This window comes from Rhodanobacter sp. B2A1Ga4 (genome assembly GCF_018101315.1).
Taxonomy (GTDB): domain Bacteria; phylum Pseudomonadota; class Gammaproteobacteria; order Xanthomonadales; family Rhodanobacteraceae; genus Rhodanobacter; species Rhodanobacter thiooxydans_A.
Genome location: NZ_JADBJR010000001.1, coordinates 311,217 through 336,547, shown reverse-complemented (window position 1 = coordinate 336,547; position 25,331 = coordinate 311,217). Strand labels below are relative to the sequence as shown.

The following is a 25,331-nucleotide window of genomic DNA, read 5'->3' as shown; positions in this document are numbered from 1 at the left end:
TTCGTCAGCCGATCGGAGCCAAGGCGGCCAGCCGGTCGAGCTCCTCTTCGACAAAACCCGCCTCAAGCCGCGCCGGCCGATTGAACGGCCCGCGCAGGCTCACGCCCATATAGTCGCGCAGCAGGGTGAAGAATGTCTCGATCGGGTCGACGCCGTCGCGCTCGCAGCAGTACAGGTACCAGCGGGTGCCGGCGGCGACGTGGGCCACTTCCTCGCGCAAGATCAGCTCCAGGATCGCCACCGTGCGTTTATCACCGAGTGCGCGCAGCCGTTCGATCATGCCGGGGGTGACGTCCAGCCCGCGCGCCTCCAGCACGCGCGGTACCAGCGCCATCCGCGCGGTGTCGCTATCGGCGGTCTTCTCGGCCATCGCCCACAGACCGTCGTGGGCGTCGAAGTCGCCGTAGGCGTGACCCAGCTCGGCCAGCCGGTCGGACAGCAGCGCGAAGTGGCGCGCCTCGTCATGGGCGCAGCTGGCCCAGTCGCGGTAATAGTCCGCCGGCATGCCGCGGAAACGGTACACCGCGTCCCAGGCCAGGTTGATTGCGTTGAATTCGATGTGCGCCACCGCGTGCACCAGGGCGACGCGGCCTGCTTCGCTGCCCAGTCCACGCTGCGGCAGCTGACGGGCGTTGACCAGTTGCGGTTTTGCCGGCCGACCGGGCGGGCCGATCGGCTCGGGCGGCGGCGATGCGGGGTCCGCACGCCATTCGCCCGCGCGGAAGGCCTGCCAGGTTTCGTGGGTGAGGCGCAGCTTTTCAGCCGGGTCGGCGGCATCAAGGCAGCGCTTGGCGGCGGCATGCAGGTCAGTCATAGCGCGCCGCCCGGACGCTGGCTCAGACCGCCCGCCGCGCGGCCTTGGCGTCGTCCGAACGCAGCATCTCGATCTGCTCCAGGTAGCTCTGGTCGAGGCCGGTGACGTATTCGCCGGAGAAGCACGAGGTGTCGAACTGCTTCAGCTCCTCGTTGCCATCCTGCACAGCCCAGACCAGGTCCTTCAGGTCCTGATAGATCAGCCAGTCGGCGCCCAGCGTCTGCTCGATCTCCTTCTCGGTGCGCCCCGCGGCGACCAGTTCCGAGGCCGACGGCATGTCGATGCCGTACACGTTCGGGTAGCGTACCGGCGGCGCGGCGGAGGCGAAGTAGACGTTCTTCGCGCCGGCGTCGCGGGCCATCTGGATGATCTGCTTCGAGGTGGTGCCGCGCACGATCGAGTCGTCCACCAGCAGCACGTTCTTCTTGCGGAACTCCAGGTCGATCGCGTTGAGCTTGCGGCGCACCGATTTCACCCGCTCGCCCTGCCCCGGCATGATGAAGGTGCGGCCGATGTAACGGTTCTTGACGAAGCCCTCGCGAAACGGCACGCCGAGCGCGCCGGCCAGCGCGCTGGCGGCGGTGCGCGCGGTATCGGGGATCGGGATCACCGCGTCGATGCCGTGGTCGGGCCGCTCGCGCAGGATCTTCTCGGCCAGCTTCTCGCCCATGCGCAGGCGCGCCTTGTACACCGAGACGTCCTCGATCATCGAATCGGGTCGCGCCAGGTAGACGTATTCGAAGATGCACGGCGTGTGCGGCGCGCCCTCGGCGCAGCGGCGGGTATGCAGCTGGCCGTCGTCGGTGATGATCACCGCCTCGCCCGGCGCCACGTCGCGGATGCGCTTGAAGCCGAGGATGTCCAGCGCCACCGACTCCGACGCCACTGCGTATTCGCGGCCTTCGCCGCTGATCCGCTCGCCCAGCACCAGCGGGCGAATGCCGTTGGGATCACGGAACGCGATCAGGCCGTAGCCCAGCAGCAACGCGATGCAGGCATAGCCGCCGCGGGCGCGCGCGTGCACGCCGGCGACCGCCTTGAAGATGTGATCGGGGGTCAACGCCATGCGGTCCTGGATCTGCAGCTCGTGCGCCAGCACGTTCAGCAGCACCTCGGAATCGGAATCGGTGTTGATGTGGCGGCGGTCGTCCTGGAACATCTCGCGGCGCAGCGCGTCGGTGTTGACCAGGTTGCCGTTGTGCGCGAAGGCGATGCCGTACGGCGAGTTGACGTAGAACGGCTGGGCCTCGGACGAGCCTTCCGAGCCGGCGGTGGGGTAGCGGCAGTGGCCGATGCCGATGCGCCCGCGCAGGCCGCTCATCGCGCTCTGCCCGAACACGTCGCGCACCAGTCCGTTGCCCTTGTGCAGGCGCAGCCGCGCGCCGTCCACGGTGGCGATCCCGGCCGCGTCCTGGCCGCGGTGCTGCAGCACCGTCAGGCCGTCATAGAGCGCCGATGCCACTTCGGTGGTACCGACAATGCCGATGATTCCGCACATGGTTTGTTGCCTGCTTCAGAGGATATGTTCAGAAAGTCCGGTGCGTGCCGGTCGTGCTGGCTGCCGCCGGTGACGCCGGGTGCACCGCGGTTGCCGCCGGTGCGGGCGTCTTGCCCGATATGGGGGCCGGCAATGCAGCCGGCAAGCTGGACAGGTGAGCTAGCACCGCCGGCGGATGGAGGTACCCGCGCACGCTGGGCGGCACCTGCTGGCCCAGCCAGACCGCCACATGCTGGAAACGCGGCAGCAGCACCGACTGCCGCCACCACGGATCGCGCGTGAACGCGGTGAATCCGACCAGGAATACCAGCAGGGCCACCACCAGTACGCCGCGTGCGAAGCCGAACAACATGCCCAGCAACCGGTCGGTGCCGGACAGCCCGGTGCTCTCGATCAGCCTGCTGATCACGAAACGCAGCAACGCACCAAGGATCAGCACGACGACGAAGCAGAGCCCGTAGCCCACGATGATCCGCGCCGATGGCAGTTCGATCACGTGCTCCAGGCGCCCGGCCGCCGCCGGGCCGAGCATCCATGCCACCCAGAACGCGGCGATCCAGATCGCCAGTGCCAGCACTTCGGAGATCAGGCCGCGCCACAACCCCACGAAGACCGACAGGGTCAGCACGCCGATGATGATGTAGTCGGTCCAGTTCATCCGCCTGCTCCGCGTGCCGGTCTCGGTATCGGCATGCTCAGGGCACCGGCACGACGTTGCCGTCGATGCCCAGCTTCGCCTTGATCTGGTCGTGCACGCGCTGCGCGTCGTCACGCTGGGTCTGCGGGCCGGCACGCACGCGCCACAAACGCCTGCCGCCGGACTGCACCGCATCGACGAAGCCGTCGAAACCGTTCGCACGCAGCTTGTCACGCAGCGCATTCGCATCGGCCTGGTCACCCATCGCCGCCAGCTGCACGGCCCAGCCACCCGCCCTGGCGGTGGTCGTGGCGGCAGCTGGCGGGGTCGCCGCCGCGCTGCTTTCGCGGCTGGCGTCCTGTTCCAGCCGGGCCGGCACGCCAGGGATCGACTGGGTGATCTTCAGCCGCGCGGCCTCGGCCGCGGTGCGCGTCTCGAACGGCCCGGCGATGACCAGGGTGCGCGACTTGCCCGCCTGGGTGATGGCATGGCCGCTGACCGGATAACCCAGCTCGCGTACGCGGCGTTCCAGGCTGGCGGCGCCGGCTGCACTCGCATACGCACTGAGGTTGAGCGTGTAGCTGCCGCGTGCTGCGGTGGGCGCCACCGCCGATGCAGGTGCGGACGGTGCCGCCACGGCAGGCCGGGTCGGCGTGGCAACCACCGTCGGCTTCGTCGCCACGGCTACGCCGGTGTTCGCTGCAGCCTGCGGCGGCGTGGTCCGCTGCGGGATCACCGGCTGGCTCGGCGACGTGCCCGAACCGGTGGTCACCGTGGTCGGTTGCGCCGGCTTGCCGGCTTCGGGGTCGGTCTCGACGTCACGCGGGCGGCTGGAGCCGATGTCCACCGTGGCCAGCTTGTCGGCCGACGCCGGCGTCACCGACTGCGTCTGCACGGTGGTGGCGCTCGCCCCGCTGGCGGGGGCATCCGGCGCCAGGCTCATGGTGCGGGTCTGCAGGTCGCGATCGGGTGCCGGCGGGATCGCCAGGCTGACCGCCTGGTCGCCACCCGGAGCCGGCGGGGTACTGGAAAAGAACATGGGCACGAACAGAACCGCCAGCGCGATCAGGACGGCGGCTCCCAGCAGGCGTGTTTTCAAGTTTTCGCTCCAGGGCGGCAAACGCGGTCACAACGGCGCGATTATACCTGCCTGCGCCGGGCGCCATGAGTCACCCTCAGCCGATGCGTTCAGCGAGCACCGCGCTGGCCACGAAAAACGAGCCGAACGCCAGGATACGTTCGCCCGGCTGCGCCGTCATGCGTGCCACCGCCAGCGCGGCGGCCACGTCGGCATGCACGTCGTAGGACGCCTGCGGCAGGGCCTGTTGCAGGACCGCGGCCAGTGCCGCCACCGGCATGCCGCGCGGGGTGGCCTGATCCAGCCCGGCCAGGTACCAGTGGTCGATGCGCGTGCCGAGCGCGCCGATCACCCCGGCCACGTCCTTGTCCGCCAGCGCGCCATAAACCGCATGCACCCGTGCCGGCGGCTGCGCATCCAGCCATTCGGCCAGCGCGCGGGCGGCCTGCGGGTTGTGGCCCACGTCCACGATCACTGGCGGCTCGCCGCCGATCGACTGTAACCGCGCCTGTACCCGTACCTCGTGCAGGCCGGCGCTGACCGCCGCGAAGAGGGCGCTGGGCGTCAATGTTTCCAGACCGAGCGCGCGCAGCGCGGCGATCGCCGTCGCCGCGTTGGCGTATTGCACCGGCGCTGCCAGCGCAGGATCGGGCAGTTCCATCGCGCTGCCGTCGCGGTGGCGCCAGCGCCAGCCGTCCTGGTGCCGCTCGACGCTGAAATCGATGCCGGCCCGCTCGACCCGTGCGCCGCAGCCGGCGAGCGCATCGAGCAAACCGGTCGGCGGCTCCAGCTCGCCCACGATCGCCGGGCGACCCGCTCGCGCGATACCGGCTTTCTCGCGGCCGATGCTGTCGCGGTCCGGACCGAGCCACTCCATATGGTCCAGGTCCACCGTGGTGATCACCGCCACGTCAGCGTCGATGATGTTGACCGCATCCAGCCGCCCGCCCAGCCCTACTTCCAGCAGCGCCACGTCGACCCCGGCGCGGGCGAACAGGTCCAGCGCGGCCAGCGTTCCGAATTCGAAATAGGTCAGCGGAACATCGCCGCGCACCGCCTCGATCCGCTCGAACGAGGCGACCAGCGCAGCATCGTCGGCATCCGCGCCGTCGATGCGCACGCGCTCGTTGTAGTCCAGCAGGTGCGGCGAGGTGAATGCACCCACGCGCAAGCCGGCGGCACGCAACATCGCCTCAAGCAGGGCGACGGTGGAACCCTTGCCATTGGTGCCGCCGACGGTGATCACCCGCTGCGCCGGCGCCGGCGCACCCATCCGTTGCCACACCTCGCGTACCCGTTCGAGCCCCAGCTCGACGCTGTGGATGTTGACGCGTTCCTGGTACGCCAGCCATTCGGCGAGAGTGCGACTCATGCAGTGACTTCGTGCAGACGGGAAGTGCAAAGCTTAAAGCATCAATTCGAACGCACGGATGAACCCCACCGCCATGCACGCTGCTCCGCGCGAACGGCCTCTCACAAGCGCAGCTTGCGCAAGCGCAGCGCGTTGCTCACCACCGACACCGAGCTCAGGCTCATCGCCAGCGCGGCGATCATCGGCGACAGCGTGATGCCGAACCACGGGTACAGCACGCCGGCCGCCAGCGGCACGCCGATCGCGTTGTAGACGAAGGCAAAGAACAGGTTCTGGTGGATGTTGCGCACGGTCGCCTGCGACAGCTTGCGCGCGCGCACGATCGCGCCCAGCTCGCCCTTGACCAGGGTCACCTGCGCGCTCTCCATCGCCACGTCGGTGCCGCTGCCCATCGCGATGCCGATGTCGGAAGCGGCCAGCGCCGGCGCGTCGTTGATGCCGTCGCCGGCCATCGCCACGCGGCGGCCTTCAAGCTTGAGCCGGTTCACCACCGCCGCCTTGTCGGCCGGCGAGACATCCGCATGCACCTCGTCGATGCCAAGCGTGCGCGCCACCGATTGCGCGGTGGTGGCATTGTCGCCGGTGAGCATCACGATGCGCAGGCCGGCCGCGTGCAGCGCGGCGATCGCCGCCGGCGTGTCCGGCTTGATCCGGTCGGCCACCGCCAGCAGCGCGGCAAGCGACCCGTCGACGGCCAGGAACATCACCGTGGCGCCCTGCCCGCGCAGTTGCTCGGCGCGAGCGTCGGCCTCATCACCGATCGCGGCACGCGACTCCGCCATCAGCTTCGCGTTGCCCAGCGCTGCCGTGCTGCCATCCACCTTCGCGCTGACGCCGCGGCCGGTCAGCGAGCGGAAATCCGTCGCTGCCAGTGTCGCCACGCGCTCGGCCTCCGCCGCCGTCACGATCGCCCGCGCCAGCGGGTGCTCGCTCGGCCGCTCCAGCACCGCCGCCAGCGCCAGCAGGCGTTCGCGCGACTGGCCGCCCAGCACCACCAGCTCGGTCAGCGCCGGCTTGCCTTCAGTCAGCGTGCCGGTCTTGTCCACCACCAGGGTGTCGATGTCACGCAGACGCTCGATCGCTCCGGCGTCCTTGAACAGCACGCCATGCTGCGCGCCGCGACCACTGGCGACCATGATCGAGATCGGCGTGGCCAGGCCGAGCGCGCACGGGCAGGCGATGATCAGCACCGACACGGCTGCGATCAGCGCGTGCGCCAGCCGCGGCTCCGGGCCGACGATCGCCCACGCCGCGAACGCCGCCACGGCCACCGCCACCACTGCCGGCACGAACCATGCCGCCACCTGGTCGGCCACGCGCTGCAGCGGCGCCCGACTGCGCTGCGCGGCCGCCACCAACGCCACGATCTGCGCCAGCATCGTCTCGGCGCCGACCTTCTGCGCGCGCATGATCAGCGCGCCATCCTGGTTCACCGTGCCGCCGGTCAACGGATCATCCTTCGCCTTGGCCACCGGCATCGGTTCGCCGGTGAGCATGGACTCGTCGACGTGGCTCTCGCCCTCGGTCACCACGCCATCGACCGGTACCTTCTCGCCGGGGCGCACGCGCAGCACATCGCCGGCATGCACCTCGTCCAGCGCCACGTCGCTCTCGCTGCCATCGTCGGCGATGCGTCGCGCCGTCTTCGGCGCCAGCCCCAGCAGCGCCTTCAGCGCCGCGCCGGTACGCCGACGCGCGCGCAATTCCAGGAAGTCGCCCAGGGTGACCAGGGTGACGATCACCGCCGCCGATTCGAAGTACACCGCGACCCGGCCGTGCGCATCGCGGAAGCCGTCCGGGAAGATCCCCGGCCACAGGAACGCCACCGCGCTGTACAGCCACGCCACGCCGGTGCCCAACGCGATCAGCGTGTACATGTTCGGCCGCCAGGGATGCAGCGAGCGCCAGCCGCGCACGAAGAACGGCGCGCCGCCCCACAGCACCACGCTGCTGGCCAGCAGCGCCTCGACCCAGCCGGCCACGCCAGCCCACGGCGCGGGCAGGTGCCAGCCGAACAGATGCGGTCCCATCGCCAGCACGAACACCGGCACGGTCAGCGCCACCAGCCACCAGAAGCGGCGCGTCATCGACGCCAGCTCGCCGCCGTCGTCCTCCTCCAACGTCGGCATCATCGGTTCCAGCGCCATGCCGCAGATCGGGCAATGGCCCGGGCCGAGCTGCTGGATTTGTGGGTGCATCGGACAGGTGTAGATCGTGCCGGGCGGTGCCGGTGGAGGCGCTGCTGGACGATCCTTCAGATACGCCGACGGATCGGCGGTGAATTTCTCGTGGCAACGCGCGGAGCAGAAGTGGTAGGTCTGGCCGTCATGGTCGGCGTGATATTTCGCCGTTTGCGGATCCACCGTCATGCCGCATACCGGATCCTTCGCGGCGTGCGCATGCCCTTGATCGGGGTGATCGTGGTTCGCGTGGTCATCCGCCACCGGTTTGCCGGCGCAACAGCCTCCCGCAGGCTTCTGTCCGGCAGCCATGTAGGTCGCCGGCGACGCATCGAACTTCGCCTTGCAACCCGCGCTGCAGAAATAAAACGTCTGCCCGTCGTGCGTGCTGACGTGCTTCGCCGTCGCCGGATCCACCGTCATCCCGCACACCGGATCGATCGCCGCGCCGGCCGCCGGCTTGCTACCGCCCGCGCAGCAGGAAGCTTGCCCGCTCATGCCTTCACCTCCTCGTTGCCAAGCGCGCGCAGGATCGGGCAATGCTCGGGTGCACCATGGCCCGGACACGACGCGACCAGCTCCGCCAACCCGTCACGCACGCGCTGCAGCTCGGCGATGCGCTGTTCGATCGCTGCCAGCCGCTTCTCCGCGCGCTGTTTCACCGCCTTCACCCCGCGCTGGCGGTCGGCTGACAGCGCCAGCAGCTCGCGGATCTCCTCCAGCGTGAAACCGAGATCCTTGGCGCGGCGGATGAAGCGCAACTGCACAACTGCGCTTTCACCGTAACTGCGATAACCGGACGCCCGTCGCTGCGGCTCGGGCAGCAGGCCCTCGCGCTCGTAATAACGGATCGTGTCGATCGCCACGCCGACGCGCTTGGCGACGGCACCGATGGTCAGGGGGGCATTCGGGGTCTTCATGCAGTAAGCATAGACCTTTGATCAAAGTCCAGAGTCAAGCATTCCCGCCATCTTGCTGCCATGGGCCCGCGAGCGCTCCCACCCCACCCAAACTCGTCAGCGACTTCTACGATGCCGGGCGCCACACACAGCAGTGCAATCAGGTCGTCCCAGCCGCAGGTATCAGACCGAACCCGACCGTCGCTTGCCGGCAGCGGCTACGCGCTTCTCCGGTGCGCACTTGCGCTTGGCCGTGACGCACGTGCCGCCGGACTGGCTGCAGCAGTGGTCAGTGAGGTAGCCGACCAGCTCGTCCATCGTCTCCATCACCGGCGCGTAATAGATGAAGCGCCCGCTCTGCCGGCTACTCACCAGGCTCGCGTGTGACAGCTCCTTCAGGTGGAAGGACAGCGTGGCGTTGGGCAGGCCCAGTTTCTCCGCGATCGCGCTGGCGGCCAGTCCTTCCGGCGCGTGCTCGATCAACAGCCGGTAGACCGCCAGCCGCGACTCCTGGGCGAGTGCGGCGAGGATGGTGATGGCTTGGCTGTTCTGCATGGCGCTACTCCCGGGCTGCTTCGTACCAGCGCTTGCTGTGGTTGACGATGCGTACCACCGACAGCATCACCGGCACCTCGATCAGCACGCCCACCACGGTCGCCAGCGCCGCGCCGGAATGCACGCCGAACAGGCCCACCGCGGTGGCCACCGCCAGCTCGAAGAAGTTGCTGGCGCCGATCAGCGCCGACGGGCCGGCCACGCAGTGCGGTACGCCGAAGCGGCGATTGAGCCAGTACGCCAGGCCGGCGTTGAAATACACCTGGATCAGGATCGGCACCGCCAGCAGCGCGATGATCGCCGGCTGCGCGAGGATTTGCCGGCCCTGGAAACCGAACAGCAGCACCAGCGTGGCCAGCAGCGCGCCCAGCGACACCGGCCCCAGCCGCTGCAGCAGTGTCTGCAAGCGCGTCTCGTCGCCGTACGCCAGCAGCTGGCGCCGCAGCAGCATGCTGAGCGCCACCGGCACCACGATGTACAGCAACACCGACAGCAGCAACGTGTTCCACGGCACCGTGATCGAGGAGATGCCCAGCAGCAGCGCCACGATTGGCGCGAACGCCACGACCATGATGGCGTCATTCAGCGCGACCTGGCTCAGCGTGAACGCCGGCTCGCCGTTGCACAGGTTGCTCCACACGAACACCATCGCCGTGCACGGGGCGGCGGCCAGCAGGATCAGGCCAGCGATATAAGAGTCGAGCTGTGCGGCCGGCAACTGGCCGGCGAACAGGTGGCGGATGAAGATCCATCCCAGCAGCGCCATCGAAAAGGGCTTCACCGCCCAGTTGACGAACAGCGTGACGCCGATGCCCTTCCACTGCCGGCGCACGCCGCCCAGCACGCCGAAGTCGATCTTCAGCAGCATCGGGATGATCATCAGCCAGATCAGCACGGCGACCGGCAGGTTCACCTGGGCCACCTGCATGCCGCCCAGCGCCGCAAAGCTGCCGGGCAAAAGATGGCCCAGCAGCGTGCCGGCGACGATGCACAGCAACACCCATAGCGTGAGCCAGCGCTCGAAGAAACCGATGCGGGCGCCGTCCGCAGAAACCGCGCCGGCAGCGAGTGCTGCGGATGGCTGGTTCATGCGTCGGCTTCCTCGCCGGTGAGGCTGCCGATGCGGTCGAGCGCCTGTTTCAGCTCGTCGCGCCCCATCGTTTCCACCGGCAGCTGCAGCAGCGCGGTGATCCGCCGCACGATCAGCGTGTACGCACGCCGAAACGCCGCAGCGGCGTCCGCGTCCCGCGCGGCGGCCGGATCGGGCAGACCCCAGTGGCTTTTCACGAAGTCGCCGAACAGCACCGGACAGGTCTCGCTGGCGGCGTTGTCGCAAACGGTGATCACGATATCCAGCGGCGGCGCGCCCGCTTCGGTGAAGCAGTCCCACGACTTGCTAGCGAGTCCCTCGGTGGCGATGCCGTGGGCCCGGAGTTCTTCGATCGCATAGGGATTGACGCGCCCGGTCGGTTGGCTGCCGGCGCTAAACGCCGCGAAGCGCCCTGCGCCCAGGTGATTGAGGGTGGCCTCGGACAGGATGCTGCGGGCTGAATTGCCGGTACAGATGAACAGGACACGACACGGGTGCATGGGCGGCGGTTCCGGATTGGCTTCCATATTTCCATTATTATAGAATCATCAAACCAACGCAACAGGAACCACCGTGATCCCGGACCTGCCCCACATCGCCGCCGACGTGCTGGACACCCCCAGCCTGGCCAAGTTGGCCCTGCCAGCCGACGCCGACCACCCGCCGCGCATCCTGATCCTGTACGGTTCGCTGCGCCCGCAGTCGTTCAGCCGCAAGCTGGCGCTGGAAGCCGAACGCATCCTGCGCCAGTTCGGCGCCGAGACGCGGGTGTTCGACCCGCACGAGCTGCCGCTGCTGGATAGCGTGCCGGCCAGCCACCCCAAGGTGCAGGAACTGCGCGCGCTGTCGTTGTGGTCCGAAGGCCAGGTCTGGGTCAGCCCCGAGCGGCATGGCACGATCACCGGCGTGTTCAAGAACCAGATCGACTGGCTGCCGCTGGAAGACGGCAGCGTGCGGCCCACGCAGGGGCGCACGCTCGCGGTGATGCAGGTCAGCGGCGGCTCGCAGTCGTTCAACGTGGTCAACACCTTGCGCGTGCTTGGCCGCTGGATGCGCATGCTGACCATCCCGAACCAGTCCTCGGTGGCCAAGGCCTGGCAGGAGTTCGACGACGACGGCCGGATGAAACCCTCGCCGTTCTACGATCGCGTGGTCGACGTGATGGAGGAGCTGTTCAAGTTCACCCTGCTGGTGCGCGGACGCAGCGACTACTTGGTCAGCCGCTACAGCGAGCGCAAGGGCGCCGCCGCGGCGAAGGCGCTGACGGCCGCGGCCGAGGTGCTGGAAAGCGCAGCGACGGCGGGCAAGCCTGCTTGCTGCAGCGGTGGAGCGTGCTGATCGCGGTTCACCCCTGATGTCGCTGCCGACGACGGACGGTCTCGACAACTCTCCCGTCGTCATCCCAGCGAAAAGCCGAAATCGCACTTGAACCACAAGACCCTCCCGTCGTCATTCCGGCGAAGGCCGGAATCGCACTTGATCGACAAGGGCGCCTCACGCATGGAAGGCCAGCAAAAGCCGTGAGCAGCACGCTGCTCCACCACACGGCTGAAGTGCGATTCCGGCCTTCGCCGGAATGACGACAGGGTGAGTGGACACATCGAGCCGAGGTGGCGGATGACGAGCAAAAGCCCGCTCAGCGCCCTCCCTAAACCGGCGTATCCTCCGCCGCAACGAAGCCGCCGGTCTGCCGATGCCACAGCCGCGCGTACAAGCCACTGCGCGCGATCAGCTCGGCGTGCGTGCCGGTCTCGACGATCTGCCCCTTGTCCAGCACCACCAGCCGGTCCATCCGCGCGATGGTGGACAGGCGATGGGCGATCGCGATCACCGTCTTGCCCTGCATCAGGATGTCCAGGCTGTCCTGGATCGCCGCCTCGGCTTCGGAGTCGAGCGCGGAGGTGGCTTCGTCCAGCACCAGGATCGGCGCGTCCTTCAGCAGCACGCGGGCGATCGCGATGCGCTGGCGCTGGCCGCCCGAGAGTTTCACACCGCGCTCGCCGACCAGCGCGTCGTAGCCGCGGCGGCCTTCGCCGTCGCTGAGGTTCGGGATGAATTCGTCCGCGCGCGCCTTGCGCACGGCCTCGACCACCTGCGCCTCGCTGGCGTCGGGGCGGCCATACAGCAGGTTGTCGCGGATCGAGCGATGCAGCAGCGAGGTGTCCTGGGTCACCACGCCGATCTGCGAGCGCAGGCTTTCCTGGGTGACGCCGGCGATGTCCTGGCCGTCGATCAGGATGCGGCCCGCCTCCAAGTCGTACAGCCGCAGCAACACGTTGACCAACGTCGACTTGCCCGCGCCGGACGGGCCGACCAGGCCGATCTTTTCGCCCGCGCGCACGTCCAGGTCGAGCCCGGCGATCACCCCGCCCTGCTTGCCGTAATGGAAATGGATGTGCTCGAAACGCACGCCGCCGTTGGTCACCTCCAGCGGCATCGCGCCCTCGTGGTCCTGCACCGCGCGCGGCCGCGAGATGGTGGTGATGCCGTCCTGCACCGTGCCCACGTTCTCGAAGATGCCGTTGACCACCCACATGATCCAGCCGGACATGTTGTTGATGCGGATCACCAGCCCGGTCGACAGCGCGATCGCGCCCACCGTCACCCGGCCTTCGCTCCACAGCCACAGCGCCAGCGCCGAGGTGCCCACGATCAGGAAACCGTTGAGCGTGGTGATACTGGCATCCAGCGTGGTGGTGACGCGGGTCATGCGGCGCAGCTTGTCGGTCTGCTCGGCCATCGCGTCGGCTACGTAGGCCTCCTCGCGGCGCGTATGCGCAAACAGCTTCAGCGTGAGCACGTTGCTGTAGCCGTCGACGATGCGCCCCATCAATTTCGAGCGCGCCTCGGAGGCCAGCCACGAGCGCTGCTTGATGCGCGGGATGAAGAACGCCAGCAGGCCGATATAGGCAAACACCCAGGCGAACAGCGGCGCGGCCAGCCACGGGTCCGCCTGCGCGAACAGCACGATCGCGCTGCCGGTGTAGATGGTGACGTACCAGATCGCATCGACGATCTGCACCGCCGACTCGCGCAGCGCGCCGCCGGTCTGCATGATGCGGTTGGCGATGCGCCCGGCGTAGTCGTTCTGGAAGAAGCCCAGGCTCTGGCGAATCACGTAGCGATGGTTCTGCCAGCGGATGCGGTTGGTCAGGCTGGGCACGATCGCCTGGTTCACCAGCAGGTCGTGCGCGCCGATCGCCAGCGGCCGCACGATCAGCGCCACGAAGCCCATCCACAGAAGTTCGTGGCCGTGCTGCCGGAAGAAGTCCGCCGCCGGCGCGCCCCTGGCCATGTCCACGATGCGGCCGATGAAGCCGAACAGCGACACCTCGACGATCGCCACCACGAAGCCCACCGCGATCGCCACGGCGAACACCGGCCACACCTGGCGCAGGTAGAACGCGTAGAAGCGCCACACCGACGTCGGCGGCATGCCGTCGACCGGTTCCTTGAACGCGTCGATCAGGGATTCGAACCAGCGGAAGAGCATGGGCATTCCGAGCCTGCGGGGCTGTCCATTGTGCGTGAAGCCCGCACGATACGTGTGACGACGCGGCGCTTTCGTGATCGCCGCGACCTGCCACCGCCGGGGCGGAGTCACCGATCCGGGCAGCCCGCCGCGGAGAGCGCGACACCGAGCCTGAACGCCAGCCGCAAAGACAATCGTTTATCCGCCTGGCGCGATTGACCGCTCGCAGCGGCGCTCCGATCATGGGCGGATGCCCAGCCTGCTCCGCTTCCTCCTGCTCCTGCTGCTGACCTTTGGCAGCACCGTGTCGCCTGCCCAAGACAATGACCAGCCGCCACCGGCCACCGCGCCGGCAGCAACCCCTGCGCCGACACTGGAACAGCTGGGCAGCCAGCTCGACACGGTCAAGGCCTCGCTGAAGAACAAGACATCCGATACACCGCTGGCCGATCTGCGCAACACCGCGCTCGGCGTGCAGGACCAGGCGAGCGAACTGGCCACCAGCCTTGCGCCGCAGATGACCGCGCTGCAGGCGCAGCTCGCCGTGCTGGGTCCGGCGCCGGCGAAGGGCGCGCCGGCGGAGGCGCCGGAAGTCGCCGCACAGCGCCGCAAACTGGACAAGGCCCAGGCCGACCTGGACGCGCAGATCAAGCAGGCGCAGTTGCTCGGCCAGAACGCGACGCAACTGGCGGCGCAGATTTCCGGCCTGCGCAACGACGAGTTCCAGGCGCGGCTGGCCTCGCGCACGGCAACCCCCTTCAGCCACACGTTCTGGGCCGACCCGGTACGCACGTTTCCGGATGACGTGGTGCGGCTCAAGCGCCTCGGCTCGCGCTACGCCAGCGCCGTGGCGCAGGCATGGCAGCCGCCGAACCGGGAGCCGCTGGCGTGGTGCCTGATCGCCGCAGCACTGCTGCTCGGCGGCGGCCGCTGGGTGCTGGAGCGGCTGTTGCTGCTGCTGGCCACGCGGCACGTGCCGGACGGCCATCTGCGGCGCAGCGCAATGGCCACCGCGGTGGCGCTGACTGCGGTCCTCACCACCGGACTGGCGGCGCAACTGGTCTACCTGGGATTGAACTGGAACGACATCCTGGACGACGACCTCGCCGCACTGGCCACCAGGGTGGTCGGGCTGGTGTGTTTCGCCGCCTACGTGACCGGGCTGGGCCGGGCGCTGTTGTCGGTGCGACGGCCGTCGTGGCGCCTGCCTGCGCTGTCGGATCTGGCGGCGCAGCGGCTGCGCCTGTTCCCGTGGCTGCTGGCCGCGGCCGCGCTGCTGTTCGGCCTGCTCGACCGCACCAGCCGCGCGGTCGGCACCAGCCTGCCGGCCTCGGTGGCCACGCGTGGCTTGTTTGCGCTGGTCATCAGCGGGCTGATCGGGCTGGCTTTGCTGCGCCTGCGCCGCACCCGCCAGGCTGCCGCTGCCGATGGCGCCGAGCCGGAACATCGGCCGCTATGGATCGGCCTGCTCACCGCAGCGGCCACGCTCGGCGTGATAGTCAGCTGGCTGGGCGTGGCCACCGGTTTCATCGCGCTGGCGTTCTTCGTCGCCGTGCAGATGCTGTGGATCGGCGTGATCGTGGCCACGGTATACCTGCTGATCTACCTGCTCACCGACCTGATCAACACTACGCTGTTGCCGCACGGGCGCGGTGGCCAGCGGCTGCAAGCCACCTTCGAGCTGGCGCCGCACACGCTGGAGCAGGCCGCCGTGCTGCTCGCCGGCATCTGCCGCGTGGGGTTGGTGCTGCTGGCTCTGGCCACCGTGCTGACCCCGTTCGGCGCCGGGCCGAAGGACCTGCTGGCCAGCGCCGAGCAAACCCTGGGCAACGTCAAGCTGGGCGAGCTGGCGATCAATCCAGGCACCATCTTCGGCGGCGTGCTGGTGCTGCTGGCCGGGATGTTCGTGCTGCGCATGCTCAAGCGCTGGCTGGCCGAGCAGTTGCTGCCGAAGTCCACGATGGAAAAAGGCATGCAGGACTCCATCGTCACCCTGCTCGGCTACGTCGGCGGCCTGCTGGTGGTGGTGCTGACGCTGGCGGCGTTGCACGTGGACCTGAAGAGCATCACCTGGATCGTCAGCGCGCTGTCGGTGGGCATCGGCTTCGGCCTGCAGGCGATCGTGCAGAATTTCATCTCCGGCCTGATCCTGCTGGTTGAGCGGCCGGTGAAGGTGGGCGACTGGGTCAGCCTGTCGAGCGACGTCGAGGGCGACATCCGCCGCATCAACGTGCGCGCCACCGAGATCCAGATGGGGGACCGCTCCACCGTGATCGTGCCGAACTCGCAGCTGATCACCCAGAACGTGCGCAACGTGACCCTGGCCAACGCGCAGGGCCGTGTGCAGATCAAGCTGCCGATGCCGCTGGACACCGACGCTGGCAAGGTACGCGAACTGGTGCTGGGCATCCTGCGCGCGCACCACGGCACGCTGGCCGTGCCGGCACCGTACGTGCAGCTGGAAAACCTCAACAACGGCGTGATGACGTTCAACTGCGTCGCCTATGTCGGCAGCCCGCGCGAGGTCAGCGGCGTGAAGAGCGACCTGCTGTTCGAGATCCTCAAGCGCCTGCGCAGCGAAGGGCTGCCGATGACCAGCCCGCAGAGCATGCTGGTGCGCACGCTGCCGCCGCTGGTCGAGGAAGACGAACCCACCGGCTGAGGCGGCGGCGCGACGATGCCCGGCAAGACAGCGAACGGCGGGCGCGCTAGCCTGTGCGTGGTTTTCGCCAACGGAGTCCCGCCATGCCGGCACCCCATCCCCACGGCAGCACCATCATCCCCTGCCTGCGCTATCGCGACGCGCATGCCGCCATTGAGTGGTTGTGCAAGGCGTTCGGTTTCGAGAAACAGGCGGTTTACGAGAACGAGGATGGCGGCGTGGAGCACGCCCAGCTCACCTTTGGCAATGGCATGGTCATGCTCGGTGAAGTGCGTGACAACGCATTCGGCCAGCACATCGCGCAGCCCGACGAGATCGGCGGCCGCGAAACGCAGTGCGCCTGCGTGACCGTGGTCGACTGCAAGGCGCATTACCTGCGGGCGAAGGCCGCCGGCGCGGTGATCGCCGACGACTATGCCGAGCAGGACTACGGCGGCGCCGGCTACAGCTGCCACGATCCGGAAGGCCACCTGTGGTACTTCGGCAGCTACGACCCGTGGCAGCCCGAGCCGGCCTGACAGAAAAAGAGGCCGGCTTGCGCCGGCCTCCTGCTCACGCGGATGGCGACTGCACCGTTACGGCGTGCAAGCCTTGCCATGCTCGGCGTGATTGCCCTTGGCCTTGGCGTCGGCTTCGCTCATGTACTCGCCATGCTTGGTCTTGCCGTACCACTTGTCGTTAGGGCAGTGGTAAACCTTGCTGCTGGCGTTAACCCAGACCATCCCCGCACCGCCACCCGGCGCCGCGGTGGCAGCCGGCTTGGTCCAGCCCATCGACGACTTCTTCGGCGCGGCTGCAGGCGCGGCCGGTGTGGCCGGTGCGGCTGCGGCGGCGGGTGCCGTCACTGCAGCTGGTGCAGCGGCAGGTGCCGCCTTGGCAGCCGGTGTGCTGGCAGCGGCGTACCACTCCTGCACACCCTTGTGTCCCCGACAGGCACCGCGCTTGGTGGCGGTGCTGGTATAGCTGCCGTCCTTGCACTGACCGGTCGAACCGGACGGGGCGGACGCCTGTTGCGCATAGACCGCCGGCATCGCCAGCAGACAAGCCAGTGCGATGGCGGCAAGACTCGAAGATTTCATGCAGATTCCCTCCAACGTGAGTTCGCGATGACGCTCCCAAGCACCCCCTATCGCAGCGCTTGCGGCATGACTATGCCGCGGAACCATGGCGACAAAACGTGATGGCGGTACGGCATTCATCCGGCAGTCGGTTGCCTCGAACGAACTTGCGACGTGTCCCGCCGACTGACACGCGACATGCACCGGAAAAAGCAGTGGCTGACGGCCCGGTCGGCAGGCCGCGCAATGGCACCATGGCTGAAACCGCTACGGCGCGGCGGCGGCCTTCAGTTTCGTGTCCGGCCGCGCGACTGCATACATTTCCCACGCCATCTGCTTGAGCAGCCCCTGGCGATCCTTGCCCTGCACGTACAGGTCGAAGTGGGTGCGGTCCGGCAGGAAGCGGAAGTCCGACTTCGCGCCCAGTGTGTCCAGCACCGCCTTGAGCTTGTGCGCGGCACCGTCGAGATAGAAGGTGTCGGCGGTGCCCACCACCACGTGGATCTTGCCGTCCAGGTCGCCTTGCAACCGTGGCCAGTTCGTCTGCACGAGGTGGGCGATGTCGTAGTGCTCGCGCCAGTACGCCACCACCGAGGGATCGACGGCGCCGGTGTCGCGATCGAACATCGGCAGCGGCCGGCCATCCGCGCCGCGCGGCGAGAACACCCATTCGAACGAGGCCATCTGGCCGCCGTATTCGCCCAGCACGCGCTCGAGCTTCGCGAACGCCTCGAAGCTGGCGACCACCTTGCCCTTGTCGCGCACCAGCGGGTAGGCCGAACCGTTCGCCCGGCGATAGACGTTCGCGTGCGGCGCGTACAGGTCCACGCCGGTGAAGTCGTGGAAATCACTGGGATCGGGCGAGGTCGACCAGGTGCCGCCGAAGATCGTCGGATAGCGCACCTGCAGCCACAGCGTGGCCCAGCCACCGGAGGAATGCCCGGTGAGGAAGCGGCCGGACGGTCGCGCATCCATGCGGTAACGCGATTCCAGCTGCGGGATCAGCTCGGTGGTGAGCGCCGTGCCCCATGGCCCGTTGTTCACCGAGTCGGCGAATTCGTGCGTGCCGGTGGGGCTGGACTGGTCCAGGAACACCCAGATCATCGGCGGCATCTGCTGCTCGGCCATCGCGCCGTAGACCATCGCGGCGCTGCCGGCGAGCGATGCCGTGCTGCCACCGTAACCGTGGGTGGCATACACCACCGGCCAGGTCTGCTTCGCGCCTGCGTCGTAACCCGGCGGCAGCAACACCCAGCCGCGCATGTGGATCGGGCGTCCCCAGAACGCGCTCAGCGCCGGGCTGACGAAGTCCAGCGATTGCGCCGCGCGGCGCGCCTCATCAAGGTGCTTGCGGGTGGTGTCGCTGAAGTAGCGCGCCGGCAGATCCCACGGTTCGCGCGCGGGCAGCACGCGGTCCAGGCTCAGCTTGGGTATCACCTTGGCCGGCAGGTGCAGCTTCAGCACCGGGCTGATCAGGTCGCCCGCGCCGCGCCCGCCGTAGTTGTAGTCGTGGTTGACGTCGAGCACCGCCTGCACGAAGTAGTCGCCGGGCGGCAGTTGCGACCAGCCGGCTGGGTATGCCAGTGCATCGGCGTCGATCTCCACGCCCTGCCCCGGCATCAGCCGGCTCACTTCGCGCGCTGCCACCGAGGCCTGGGTGGCGCCGAACGGATTCGCGTCCACCTCGTCGACCTTGCCGTCCTTCGCCGCGGCGATGGCCGCCTTGGCGTCGGTGGCGAACAGCAGCAGCCGGCCCGAGGCCGGCTCGGTCAGCGCACTGCCCAGCTCGACACGGAACGGGCTGTGCGCCGCCGGTGCGTCGGTGCGCGCCAACGCCACGCCGGCGAACAGACCGCAGCCCAGCACGATCGCTAGTGCACGATGCATGTCACGCATGTCGATTCCCTCCGTATCGCAACAGTGGAATGGTTCAGGGCCTGCTCAATGCTTGTCGGTATCGGGCTTGTCCGCGGCCGGCACCATGCGCAGGTCCTGGAAGTCGAAGCTGAAATCGGTCAGCGGCGAGATTGGCTGCATGCGTACCTCGCTGACATGGCCGTCCACGTCCAGGCTGAAGGTGATGAAGGCGTCGGCGTTGAGCGTGCGGTCGTCCCAGCGCACGGTGAAGGTGTCGTGCTGCCATGGCGTCATCGTGCCGACCAGCTGCGCGGTCTTCGAGAAACGCAGGCGCAGTTTGCCGTTCTCCTGGCTGACGATGACGTCGCCATACCACGGGTCGCGGTAGGTGCCGGCGTACTTCGCCAGCGGCAGCGACGGCTTGCTGCGCTTGTCGCGCGCGGCTTCATGCTTGGTCAGGCTGTCGTCAGCCTTGGCCTCGGATTTCTTCACCGCCTTGTCGTACGCGGCGACCCAGTCGGTCTTGTGTTCCGGGTTCAGGTACGCATCGAGCACGCGATAAGTCACCGCATTGAACGCGGCACCGGATTCAGCATTGGTCAGCACCACCACGCCGAGCTTCAGCTCCGGCACCAGGGTCACTCGCGAAACCATGCCGGGCCAGCCGCCGGTGTGCCAGACCAGCTTCTGGCCGCGGTAGTCGGACAGGAACCAGCTTTCGCCGTAGCCGGAGAAATTCGGCACCAGCGGCGCCAGTTCCGGAACCGGTGGCTTGCCGACCTTGATCGGGGTCAGCACGCTCCACATCTCGCGCTGGCTGTCCTCGGAAAACAGCCGCGCCGGCTTGCCGTCGGCGCCCATCGTCGGCAATGCGCCGCCGGCCAGTTGCACGTTCATCCACTTCGCCAGGTCGTGCACGCTGGAATAGATGCCACCGGCGCCGGGGTCGTTGAGCCAGGCCATCGGCGGCACCGGCTTGAGATTCTTGAAGTCGGCCTTGGCGTGGCCGGTGGCCACGTCCATGCCGGGTTTCAGATACGTCATGTCGACCAGCGACTCGTCCATGCCGACCGGCTTGAACAGATGATCGCGCACGTAGTCGGCGTAGCTCTGGCCGGAAGCCTGCTCAATCACCAGGGTGGCTACCGCGAACAGGATGTTGTCGTAGGCATAGCCGCTGCGGAAGCCGTTCTTGATCGGCACGCGGGCCAGCCGCTCGACCACTTCCTTCGTGCTGTACGAGGTCGGCGGCCAGTACAGGAGATCGCCGGCGCCGAGGCTGAGGCCGCTGCGATGCGCCAGCAGGTCACGGATGCGCATCTCGTGGGTGACGTACGGGTCGGACATGCGGAACCACGGCAGGTGGTCGATCACGCGGTCGTCCATCTTCAACTTGCCCGCGCCGGCCAGCTGCTGCAGCGCGGCGGCGGTGAATGCCTTAGTGTTGGAGGCGATCGCGAACAGCGTGTTCGCGTCCACCGGCGCCGGCTTGCCGAGCTCGCGCAGGCCGAAGCCCTGTTCCATGACGACGTGGCCGTCCTTGACGATCGCCACCGCGATGCCGGGCACGTCGAAGGTCTTGCGGGCGCTGTCGACGTAGGCGGAAAAGTCCTGCAGCTGCGCCGGCAGCAGCGGCCGCGCGGTGTCGCCGGTGGAGACCGGCGGCGGCGACTGCGCGGCCGGCGACTGCGCCGAAACAGCGGTGGCGGAAACGAGCAGCGCGCAGCACAGCGCCAGGCGCAGGGAGAGGGGTCGCTGGGACATCGAAGGCTCCGCGGTGGGCAAGGCCGCCACTATCGCGGCAAACCGGGGGCAAGGCCAGCGCCGGACGTCACGGTACGCCGTCCGCTCGACGCAGCACACGGCAACGCCGATCATGGCGCCCTCATGCCGGCCACGGCGAACCGAGGAACACGATGGACCCGATGGTGGAATGGATCGCCGCCCATGCCCTGCGGCTGTGGGCCTTGCTGCTGTTGCTGGCCCTGCTGGCCGGCGACCTCGCCTGGCGGCACAACGCACGCTGGCAGCGCCACGCGCTCGCCCGAGGCGACGCGCCGATCGCGCTGCGCTGGCAGGTCGGACTGATCCTGCTGCTGGCGCTGGCCCTGCTGTTCCTTGCCATCGCCTCCGCGGTCGCCGGCCAGCAGGCCGGCGAGCTGGCGCGCTTCGACACCGACCTGGCCGAGCACCTGCATGCGCAGTTGCCGCTGCCGGTGTTGCGCGGCATCGCCGTGGTCACCCATCTCGGCGACCTGTGGTGGGTGGCGCCCACGGCCGCCGTGGTGGCCCTGCTGCTGTTGCTGCGCCGGCACTGGCAGCTGGCAGGCATCTGGGTTGTGGCCCTGCTCGGCATCCTGCCGATCAATGGCAGCCTCAAGGCGCTGTTCCAACGGGTGCGGCCGCTGCATGACCACGGCTTCATCGTCGAACCCGGCTGGAGTTTCCCCAGCGGCCATGCGTTCGGTTCCATCGTGTTCTACGGCATGCTCGCCTACGTGCTGCTGCGTCTGCTGCCGCCGCGCTTCCACCGCGCGGTGATCGCCGCCGCCGTGCTGCTGGTCGGCGTGGTCGGGATCAGCCGCGTGCTGCTGCAGGTGCACTATTTCAGCGACGTGATGGCCGGCTATGCCGCCGGTGCGGCGTGGCTGGTGCTGTGCATCGGCGCTGCCGAACACCTGCGCATGACGGCAACGAGGACCTTGCCATGAACGACCTGTTCGCCCCCGCCAGTCACGACGCCCCCCGCATCCGCGTCGGCATCGGCGGCTGGAACTACGCGCCGTGGCGCGACAATTTCTATCCCGCCAAACTGGTGCAGCGGCGCGAGCTGGAATACGCCAGCCGCCAGCTGCGCACTATCGAGATCAACGGCACGTTCTACGGCGCGCAGAAGCCGGCGACCTACGCGAAGTGGGCGGCGGAAACGCCGGCCGGTTTCGTCTTCTCGCTGAAGGCACCGCGCTACGTCACCGAGGGCAAGCGGCTGGCCGATACCAGCAAGGGCGTCAGCGGTTTCGTGCATGGCGGCTTGGCGGAGATGGGCGACCGACTGGGACCGATCCTGTGGCAACTGCCGCCGTCGCGCCCGTTCGACGCCGACGATCTCGCCGCCTTCCTCGACGCGCTGCCGCGCGAACTGGACGGCCGGCCGCTGCGCCACGTGCTGGAAGTGCGCCACCCGAGCTTCCTCGACCCGCGCTACGTGGCGCTGGCCCGCACGCATCGCGCGCCCACCGTGTTCACCGACTCACCCGACTACCCCTCGCTGGCCGACCTCACCGGCGACTTCAGCTACGCGCGGCTGATGCGCAGCGAGGATGGCAACCCCGCCGGTTATGCGCCCGCCGAACTGGATCGCTGGGCCGGCCACGCGCGCGCCTGGGCCGCAGGCAACGACATCGCCGAGCTGCCGCACGTCGCCGCGTCGCAACCGCTAGGGCCGCCGCGCGACGTGTTCGTGTTCTTCATCAGCGCCGCCAAGCACCGCAACCCGGCCGCGGCGATGGCGCTGCAGTCGCGCGTGGATGCGTTGACCTGATCAGCCGGAGCGGTAGTTGTCTACCTCACGGTAGCGCCGCGCATACAGCCCGAACGCCAGTGCGGCGAGCAGCGCGAAGGCGGCGAAGAAGAACATCTGGAACGCGGTGACGCTGAGCCCCGTGCCGGCGATGGAACCCGTGACGGTTTCGTTGCGCACCGCCGCGTTGGCCAGCAGCACCCACAGGTTGCCGACCGTGGTGGTGAGGTTCCAGAAACTCATCACCACGCCCTTCATCGATGCCGGCGCCTGGCTGTAGGCGAACTCCAGACCGGTCGCCGACACCAGCACCTCGCCGAAGGTCAGCAGCGCGTACGGCAGCACCTGCCACACGATGGAGAGCGGATCACCGCCGTCGATCATCACCTGCAAGCCGCCGACCACGATCCACGCCAGACCACTGAAGGCGATGCCGGCGGTCATCCGGCGCAGCGCAGTGGGCTCGTAGCCGAGCCGGCGCAGCAGCGGATACAGCACCAGGTTGTTGAACGGGATCAGCAGCATCACCAGCATCGGGTTCAGCGCCTGCATCTGCGCGGCATGGAACCACGACGGCATGGTCATCCCGTGGCCCTGCACCACCCAGGTCGAAGCCTTCTGGTCGAACAGCGAGAAGAACGGCGTGGTCAACGCGAAGATCACCAGCACGCGCAGCACGTTGCGCGCGCCGTCCACCGCCGCGTCCGGGTGCTGGCCCCGGGCACGCTCCATCTGCAGCCAGGCACCGCCGCCGACGCCGCCGATCAGCGCCACCAGGGCGAGACAGGCCACGATCACGAAGCCAAGCGAGTCGATCAGGCTGAAGCCGGCCAGCGCCACCAGCACGCCGGCAACCGCGATCCACAAACCGGGCCGCGCCTGTCCTGGCCGATGGGTCAGCAGTGCCGTGCGCAGCACCCGCGAGAACGCGTTGGGGTCCGGCGGCGTCGGCGGCAGCATCACGTACTGCTTGCGGCCCAGCCAGAACACCACGGTGGCAATGAACATCAGGCCGCCGGGAATGCCGAAGGCCACCGCCGCGCCGAAGTGGTGCAGGAACAGCGGCATCAACAGCGAGGCGAAGAACGAGCCGAAGTTGATGATCCAGTAGAACGCGTCGAACACCAGCTTCGCCAGGTGCTTGTTCGAGCGGTCGAACTGGTCGCCCATGAACGACGCCACCAGCGGCTTGATGCCGCCCGCACCCAGCGCGATCAGCCCCAGCCCGGCGAAGAAGCCGAGGCGGTTGTGCTCGAAGATCGCCAGGCAGGCATGGCCCACGCAATACACCAGACTCATCCACAGCACGGTGTGGTACTTGCCGAAGAAACGGTCGGCCAGCCAGCCGCCCAGCAGCGGGAAGAAGTACACGCCGATCACGAAGGTGTGGAACACGTCCTTCGCCGCCAGCGTGCGCTGTCCTTCCGGCAGGTACAGCAGCAAGGTGGTGATCAGGAACGGGGTGAGGATGTTGCGCATTCCGTAGAAGGAAAAACGCTCGCAGCCTTCGTTGCCGATGATGTAGGCAATCTGCCGCGGCATGCGCCCGCCGGCGTGATCGGGGATGGTGCTCATCCATACTCCAGGGATCGGGTGGGCGGCGTGCAGCGCCGTATCCACGGGTCCGCTGGAGTGTGCGCAATTTCTTGCGGTCACGAAACCCCATGGGCAACGTCTCTCGCGTGACCCGTCGCTTCGCCCTGTTAAGCTCGCGGCGCATCCACCGCCAACCCATCCACATGCGCCAACTCAAACCACTGATTCTACTGGCATTCATCGTCTTCGCGGTGATGATGTGGAACCGCCACGCCAGCACGCCGCCGGCCAGCACCGGCCCGGCGGCAAGCGCGGACAGCAGCGCATCGCCCCGCGCACCGGACCGCCCTGCCGGCACCGACGCTTCCGCCTTCCTGCCGGTGGAGGCGCACGCCACGCTGGACCGGATCGCCCGCGGCGGGCCGTTCGAGCACAGCCAGGACGGCGCCGTGTTCGGCAACTACGAAGGCCTGCTGCCGCAGCAGCCGCGCGGCTACTACCACGAGTACACGGTGGAAACGCCCGGCGCACGCAACCGCGGCACGCGACGCATCATCACCGGCGGCACGCCGCCGGTGGTCTGGTACTACACCGACGATCATTACCGCAGTTTTCGCCGTTTCGAGGCGGGCCGATGAGTACGCACGGCTTCGACCTCGACCTGACCCGCACCGCCATGAACGGGGTGTACTTCGTCGGCGCCGACGATCTGGGGCGACTGGCCCGCGGCGCCGGCGAGGCACAGCTGCATGTGTGCCGCACCGACCTGGCCGGCTGCCGCGACAAGGACGAACTGCTGCGCCGGCTCGCCGTCTCGCTGCAGCTGCCGGCCAGCTTCGGCCACAACTGGGACGCGCTGGCCGACTGCCTGCGCGACCTCGGCTGGCTGCCGGCCTGGGGTTATGTGCTGCTGTTCGAGCACGTCGACGAATTGCGCCAGTCCGCCGCAGCCGACTATGACACCCTGCTTGGCATCCTCGACGACGCCGCCACCTTCGGTGGCGATCACGACACACCGTGGTTCGCGTTCCTGGCGCTGCCCGACAGCGCGTTCGACGAAGATCATCCGTCCGCCTGAACGCGGCCTTCCCCCTCATTCCGGA

22 protein-coding genes are annotated in these 25,331 nt (G+C 68.4%); 7 read left to right on the top strand and 15 right to left on the bottom strand.

Annotated elements, in window-relative coordinates:
- Window positions 1-4 precede the first annotated feature (4 nt).
- From IMW82_RS01545 to IMW82_RS01500, 10 genes are all read right to left on the bottom strand, one after another.
- Window positions 5-814, bottom strand: coding sequence for a ferritin-like domain-containing protein (locus tag IMW82_RS01545; protein WP_211003695.1), 810 nt, complete (start codon window positions 812-814; stop codon window positions 5-7).
- Between the two features lie 22 nt (window positions 815-836).
- The gene (gene purF, locus IMW82_RS01540) at window positions 837-2,312 is read right to left on the bottom strand and encodes an amidophosphoribosyltransferase (protein WP_108471384.1); all 1,476 of its coding nucleotides are present in this window, start codon (window positions 2,310-2,312) and stop codon (window positions 837-839) included.
- Between the two features lie 28 nt (window positions 2,313-2,340).
- Entirely contained in the window at window positions 2,341-2,970 is a 630-nt protein-coding gene (locus IMW82_RS01535; protein ID WP_211003694.1) for a CvpA family protein, read from the bottom strand.
- 37 nt (window positions 2,971-3,007) lie between these two features.
- On the bottom strand, window positions 3,008-4,048 hold the full coding sequence (locus IMW82_RS01530) for an SPOR domain-containing protein (protein ID WP_211003693.1): 1,041 nt from the start codon (window positions 4,046-4,048) through the stop codon (window positions 3,008-3,010).
- Window positions 4,049-4,124: 76 nt separating this feature from the next.
- The gene (gene folC, locus IMW82_RS01525; RefSeq protein ID WP_211003692.1) at window positions 4,125-5,399 is read right to left on the bottom strand and encodes a bifunctional tetrahydrofolate synthase/dihydrofolate synthase; all 1,275 of its coding nucleotides are present in this window, start codon (window positions 5,397-5,399) and stop codon (window positions 4,125-4,127) included.
- A gap of 101 nt (window positions 5,400-5,500) precedes the next feature.
- Entirely contained in the window at window positions 5,501-8,077 is a 2,577-nt protein-coding gene (locus IMW82_RS01520) for a heavy metal translocating P-type ATPase (RefSeq protein ID WP_211003691.1), read from the bottom strand.
- Entirely contained in the window at window positions 8,074-8,499 is a 426-nt protein-coding gene (locus IMW82_RS01515) for a heavy metal-responsive transcriptional regulator (protein ID WP_108471389.1), read from the bottom strand. Before IMW82_RS01515 ends, IMW82_RS01520 begins: the two co-directional genes overlap by 4 nt.
- 162 nt (window positions 8,500-8,661) lie before the next feature.
- Window positions 8,662-9,033 (bottom strand): metalloregulator ArsR/SmtB family transcription factor, encoded by a 372-nt coding sequence (locus IMW82_RS01510; RefSeq protein WP_211003690.1) that lies wholly within the window; start codon window positions 9,031-9,033, stop codon window positions 8,662-8,664.
- Between the two features lie 4 nt (window positions 9,034-9,037).
- Window positions 9,038-10,123 (bottom strand): ACR3 family arsenite efflux transporter, encoded by a 1,086-nt coding sequence (gene arsB, locus IMW82_RS01505; RefSeq protein ID WP_211003689.1) that lies wholly within the window; start codon window positions 10,121-10,123, stop codon window positions 9,038-9,040.
- On the bottom strand, window positions 10,120-10,623 hold the full coding sequence (locus tag IMW82_RS01500; RefSeq protein WP_211003688.1) for an arsenate reductase ArsC: 504 nt from the start codon (window positions 10,621-10,623) through the stop codon (window positions 10,120-10,122). The genes arsB and IMW82_RS01500 overlap by 4 nt, the downstream gene beginning before the upstream one ends.
- A 76-nt stretch (window positions 10,624-10,699) precedes the next feature.
- Here IMW82_RS01500 and arsH point away from each other — a divergent pair, with 76 nt between their 5' ends.
- The gene (gene arsH, locus IMW82_RS01495) at window positions 10,700-11,461 is read left to right on the top strand and encodes an arsenical resistance protein ArsH (protein ID WP_211004287.1); all 762 of its coding nucleotides are present in this window, start codon (window positions 10,700-10,702) and stop codon (window positions 11,459-11,461) included.
- 310 nt (window positions 11,462-11,771) lie between these two features.
- On the opposite strand, the gene IMW82_RS01490 is transcribed toward arsH, so the two are convergent.
- A complete protein-coding gene (locus IMW82_RS01490; RefSeq protein WP_211003687.1) occupies window positions 11,772-13,616 on the bottom strand; it encodes an ABC transporter ATP-binding protein in 1,845 nt (614 codons plus the stop codon).
- Between the two features lie 229 nt (window positions 13,617-13,845).
- Between IMW82_RS01490 and IMW82_RS01485 the strand changes: the two genes are divergently transcribed.
- Together IMW82_RS01485 and IMW82_RS01480 are read left to right on the top strand one after the other, a co-directional pair.
- A complete protein-coding gene (locus IMW82_RS01485; protein WP_211003686.1) occupies window positions 13,846-16,257 on the top strand; it encodes a DUF3772 domain-containing protein in 2,412 nt (803 codons plus the stop codon).
- A gap of 83 nt (window positions 16,258-16,340) precedes the next feature.
- Complete coding sequence (locus IMW82_RS01480) at window positions 16,341-16,775, top strand: VOC family protein (RefSeq protein ID WP_108471394.1); 435 nt, start codon at window positions 16,341-16,343, stop codon at window positions 16,773-16,775.
- A 57-nt stretch (window positions 16,776-16,832) separates the two neighbouring features.
- Here the strand turns inward: IMW82_RS01480 and IMW82_RS01475 are convergent, their stop codons facing one another.
- The 3 genes from IMW82_RS01475 to IMW82_RS01465 form a co-directional block, all read right to left on the bottom strand.
- A complete protein-coding gene (locus IMW82_RS01475; protein ID WP_108471395.1) occupies window positions 16,833-17,336 on the bottom strand; it encodes a DUF3761 domain-containing protein in 504 nt (167 codons plus the stop codon).
- A gap of 246 nt (window positions 17,337-17,582) precedes the next feature.
- Window positions 17,583-19,211, bottom strand: a complete 1,629-nt coding sequence (locus tag IMW82_RS01470) for an alpha/beta hydrolase-fold protein (protein ID WP_211003685.1) — start codon at window positions 19,209-19,211, stop codon at window positions 17,583-17,585.
- Window positions 19,212-19,256: 45 nt separating this feature from the next.
- Entirely contained in the window at window positions 19,257-20,936 is a 1,680-nt protein-coding gene (locus tag IMW82_RS01465; protein WP_211003684.1) for a serine hydrolase, read from the bottom strand.
- Between the two features lie 152 nt (window positions 20,937-21,088).
- Here IMW82_RS01465 and IMW82_RS01460 point away from each other — a divergent pair, with 152 nt between their 5' ends.
- Together IMW82_RS01460 and IMW82_RS01455 are read left to right on the top strand one after the other, a co-directional pair.
- Window positions 21,089-21,883 carry a phosphatase PAP2 family protein gene (locus IMW82_RS01460; RefSeq protein ID WP_211003683.1) on the top strand — a complete coding sequence of 265 codons (795 nt, stop codon included), beginning with the start codon at window positions 21,089-21,091 and terminating at the stop codon, window positions 21,881-21,883.
- Window positions 21,880-22,713 (top strand): DUF72 domain-containing protein, encoded by an 834-nt coding sequence (locus IMW82_RS01455; RefSeq protein ID WP_211003682.1) that lies wholly within the window; start codon window positions 21,880-21,882, stop codon window positions 22,711-22,713. Before IMW82_RS01460 ends, IMW82_RS01455 begins: the two co-directional genes overlap by 4 nt.
- Here IMW82_RS01455 and IMW82_RS01450 read toward each other — a convergent pair whose 3' ends face one another.
- Window positions 22,714-24,267 carry an oligopeptide:H+ symporter gene (locus IMW82_RS01450; RefSeq protein WP_211003681.1) on the bottom strand — a complete coding sequence of 518 codons (1,554 nt, stop codon included), beginning with the start codon at window positions 24,265-24,267 and terminating at the stop codon, window positions 22,714-22,716.
- Between the two features lie 164 nt (window positions 24,268-24,431).
- Here IMW82_RS01450 and IMW82_RS01445 point away from each other — a divergent pair, with 164 nt between their 5' ends.
- Window positions 24,432-24,866 carry a ribonuclease domain-containing protein gene (locus tag IMW82_RS01445; protein WP_211003680.1) on the top strand — a complete coding sequence of 145 codons (435 nt, stop codon included), beginning with the start codon at window positions 24,432-24,434 and terminating at the stop codon, window positions 24,864-24,866.
- On the top strand, window positions 24,863-25,306 hold the full coding sequence (locus IMW82_RS01440; protein WP_211003679.1) for a barstar family protein: 444 nt from the start codon (window positions 24,863-24,865) through the stop codon (window positions 25,304-25,306). Before IMW82_RS01445 ends, IMW82_RS01440 begins: the two co-directional genes overlap by 4 nt.
- Window positions 25,307-25,331 lie beyond the last annotated feature (25 nt).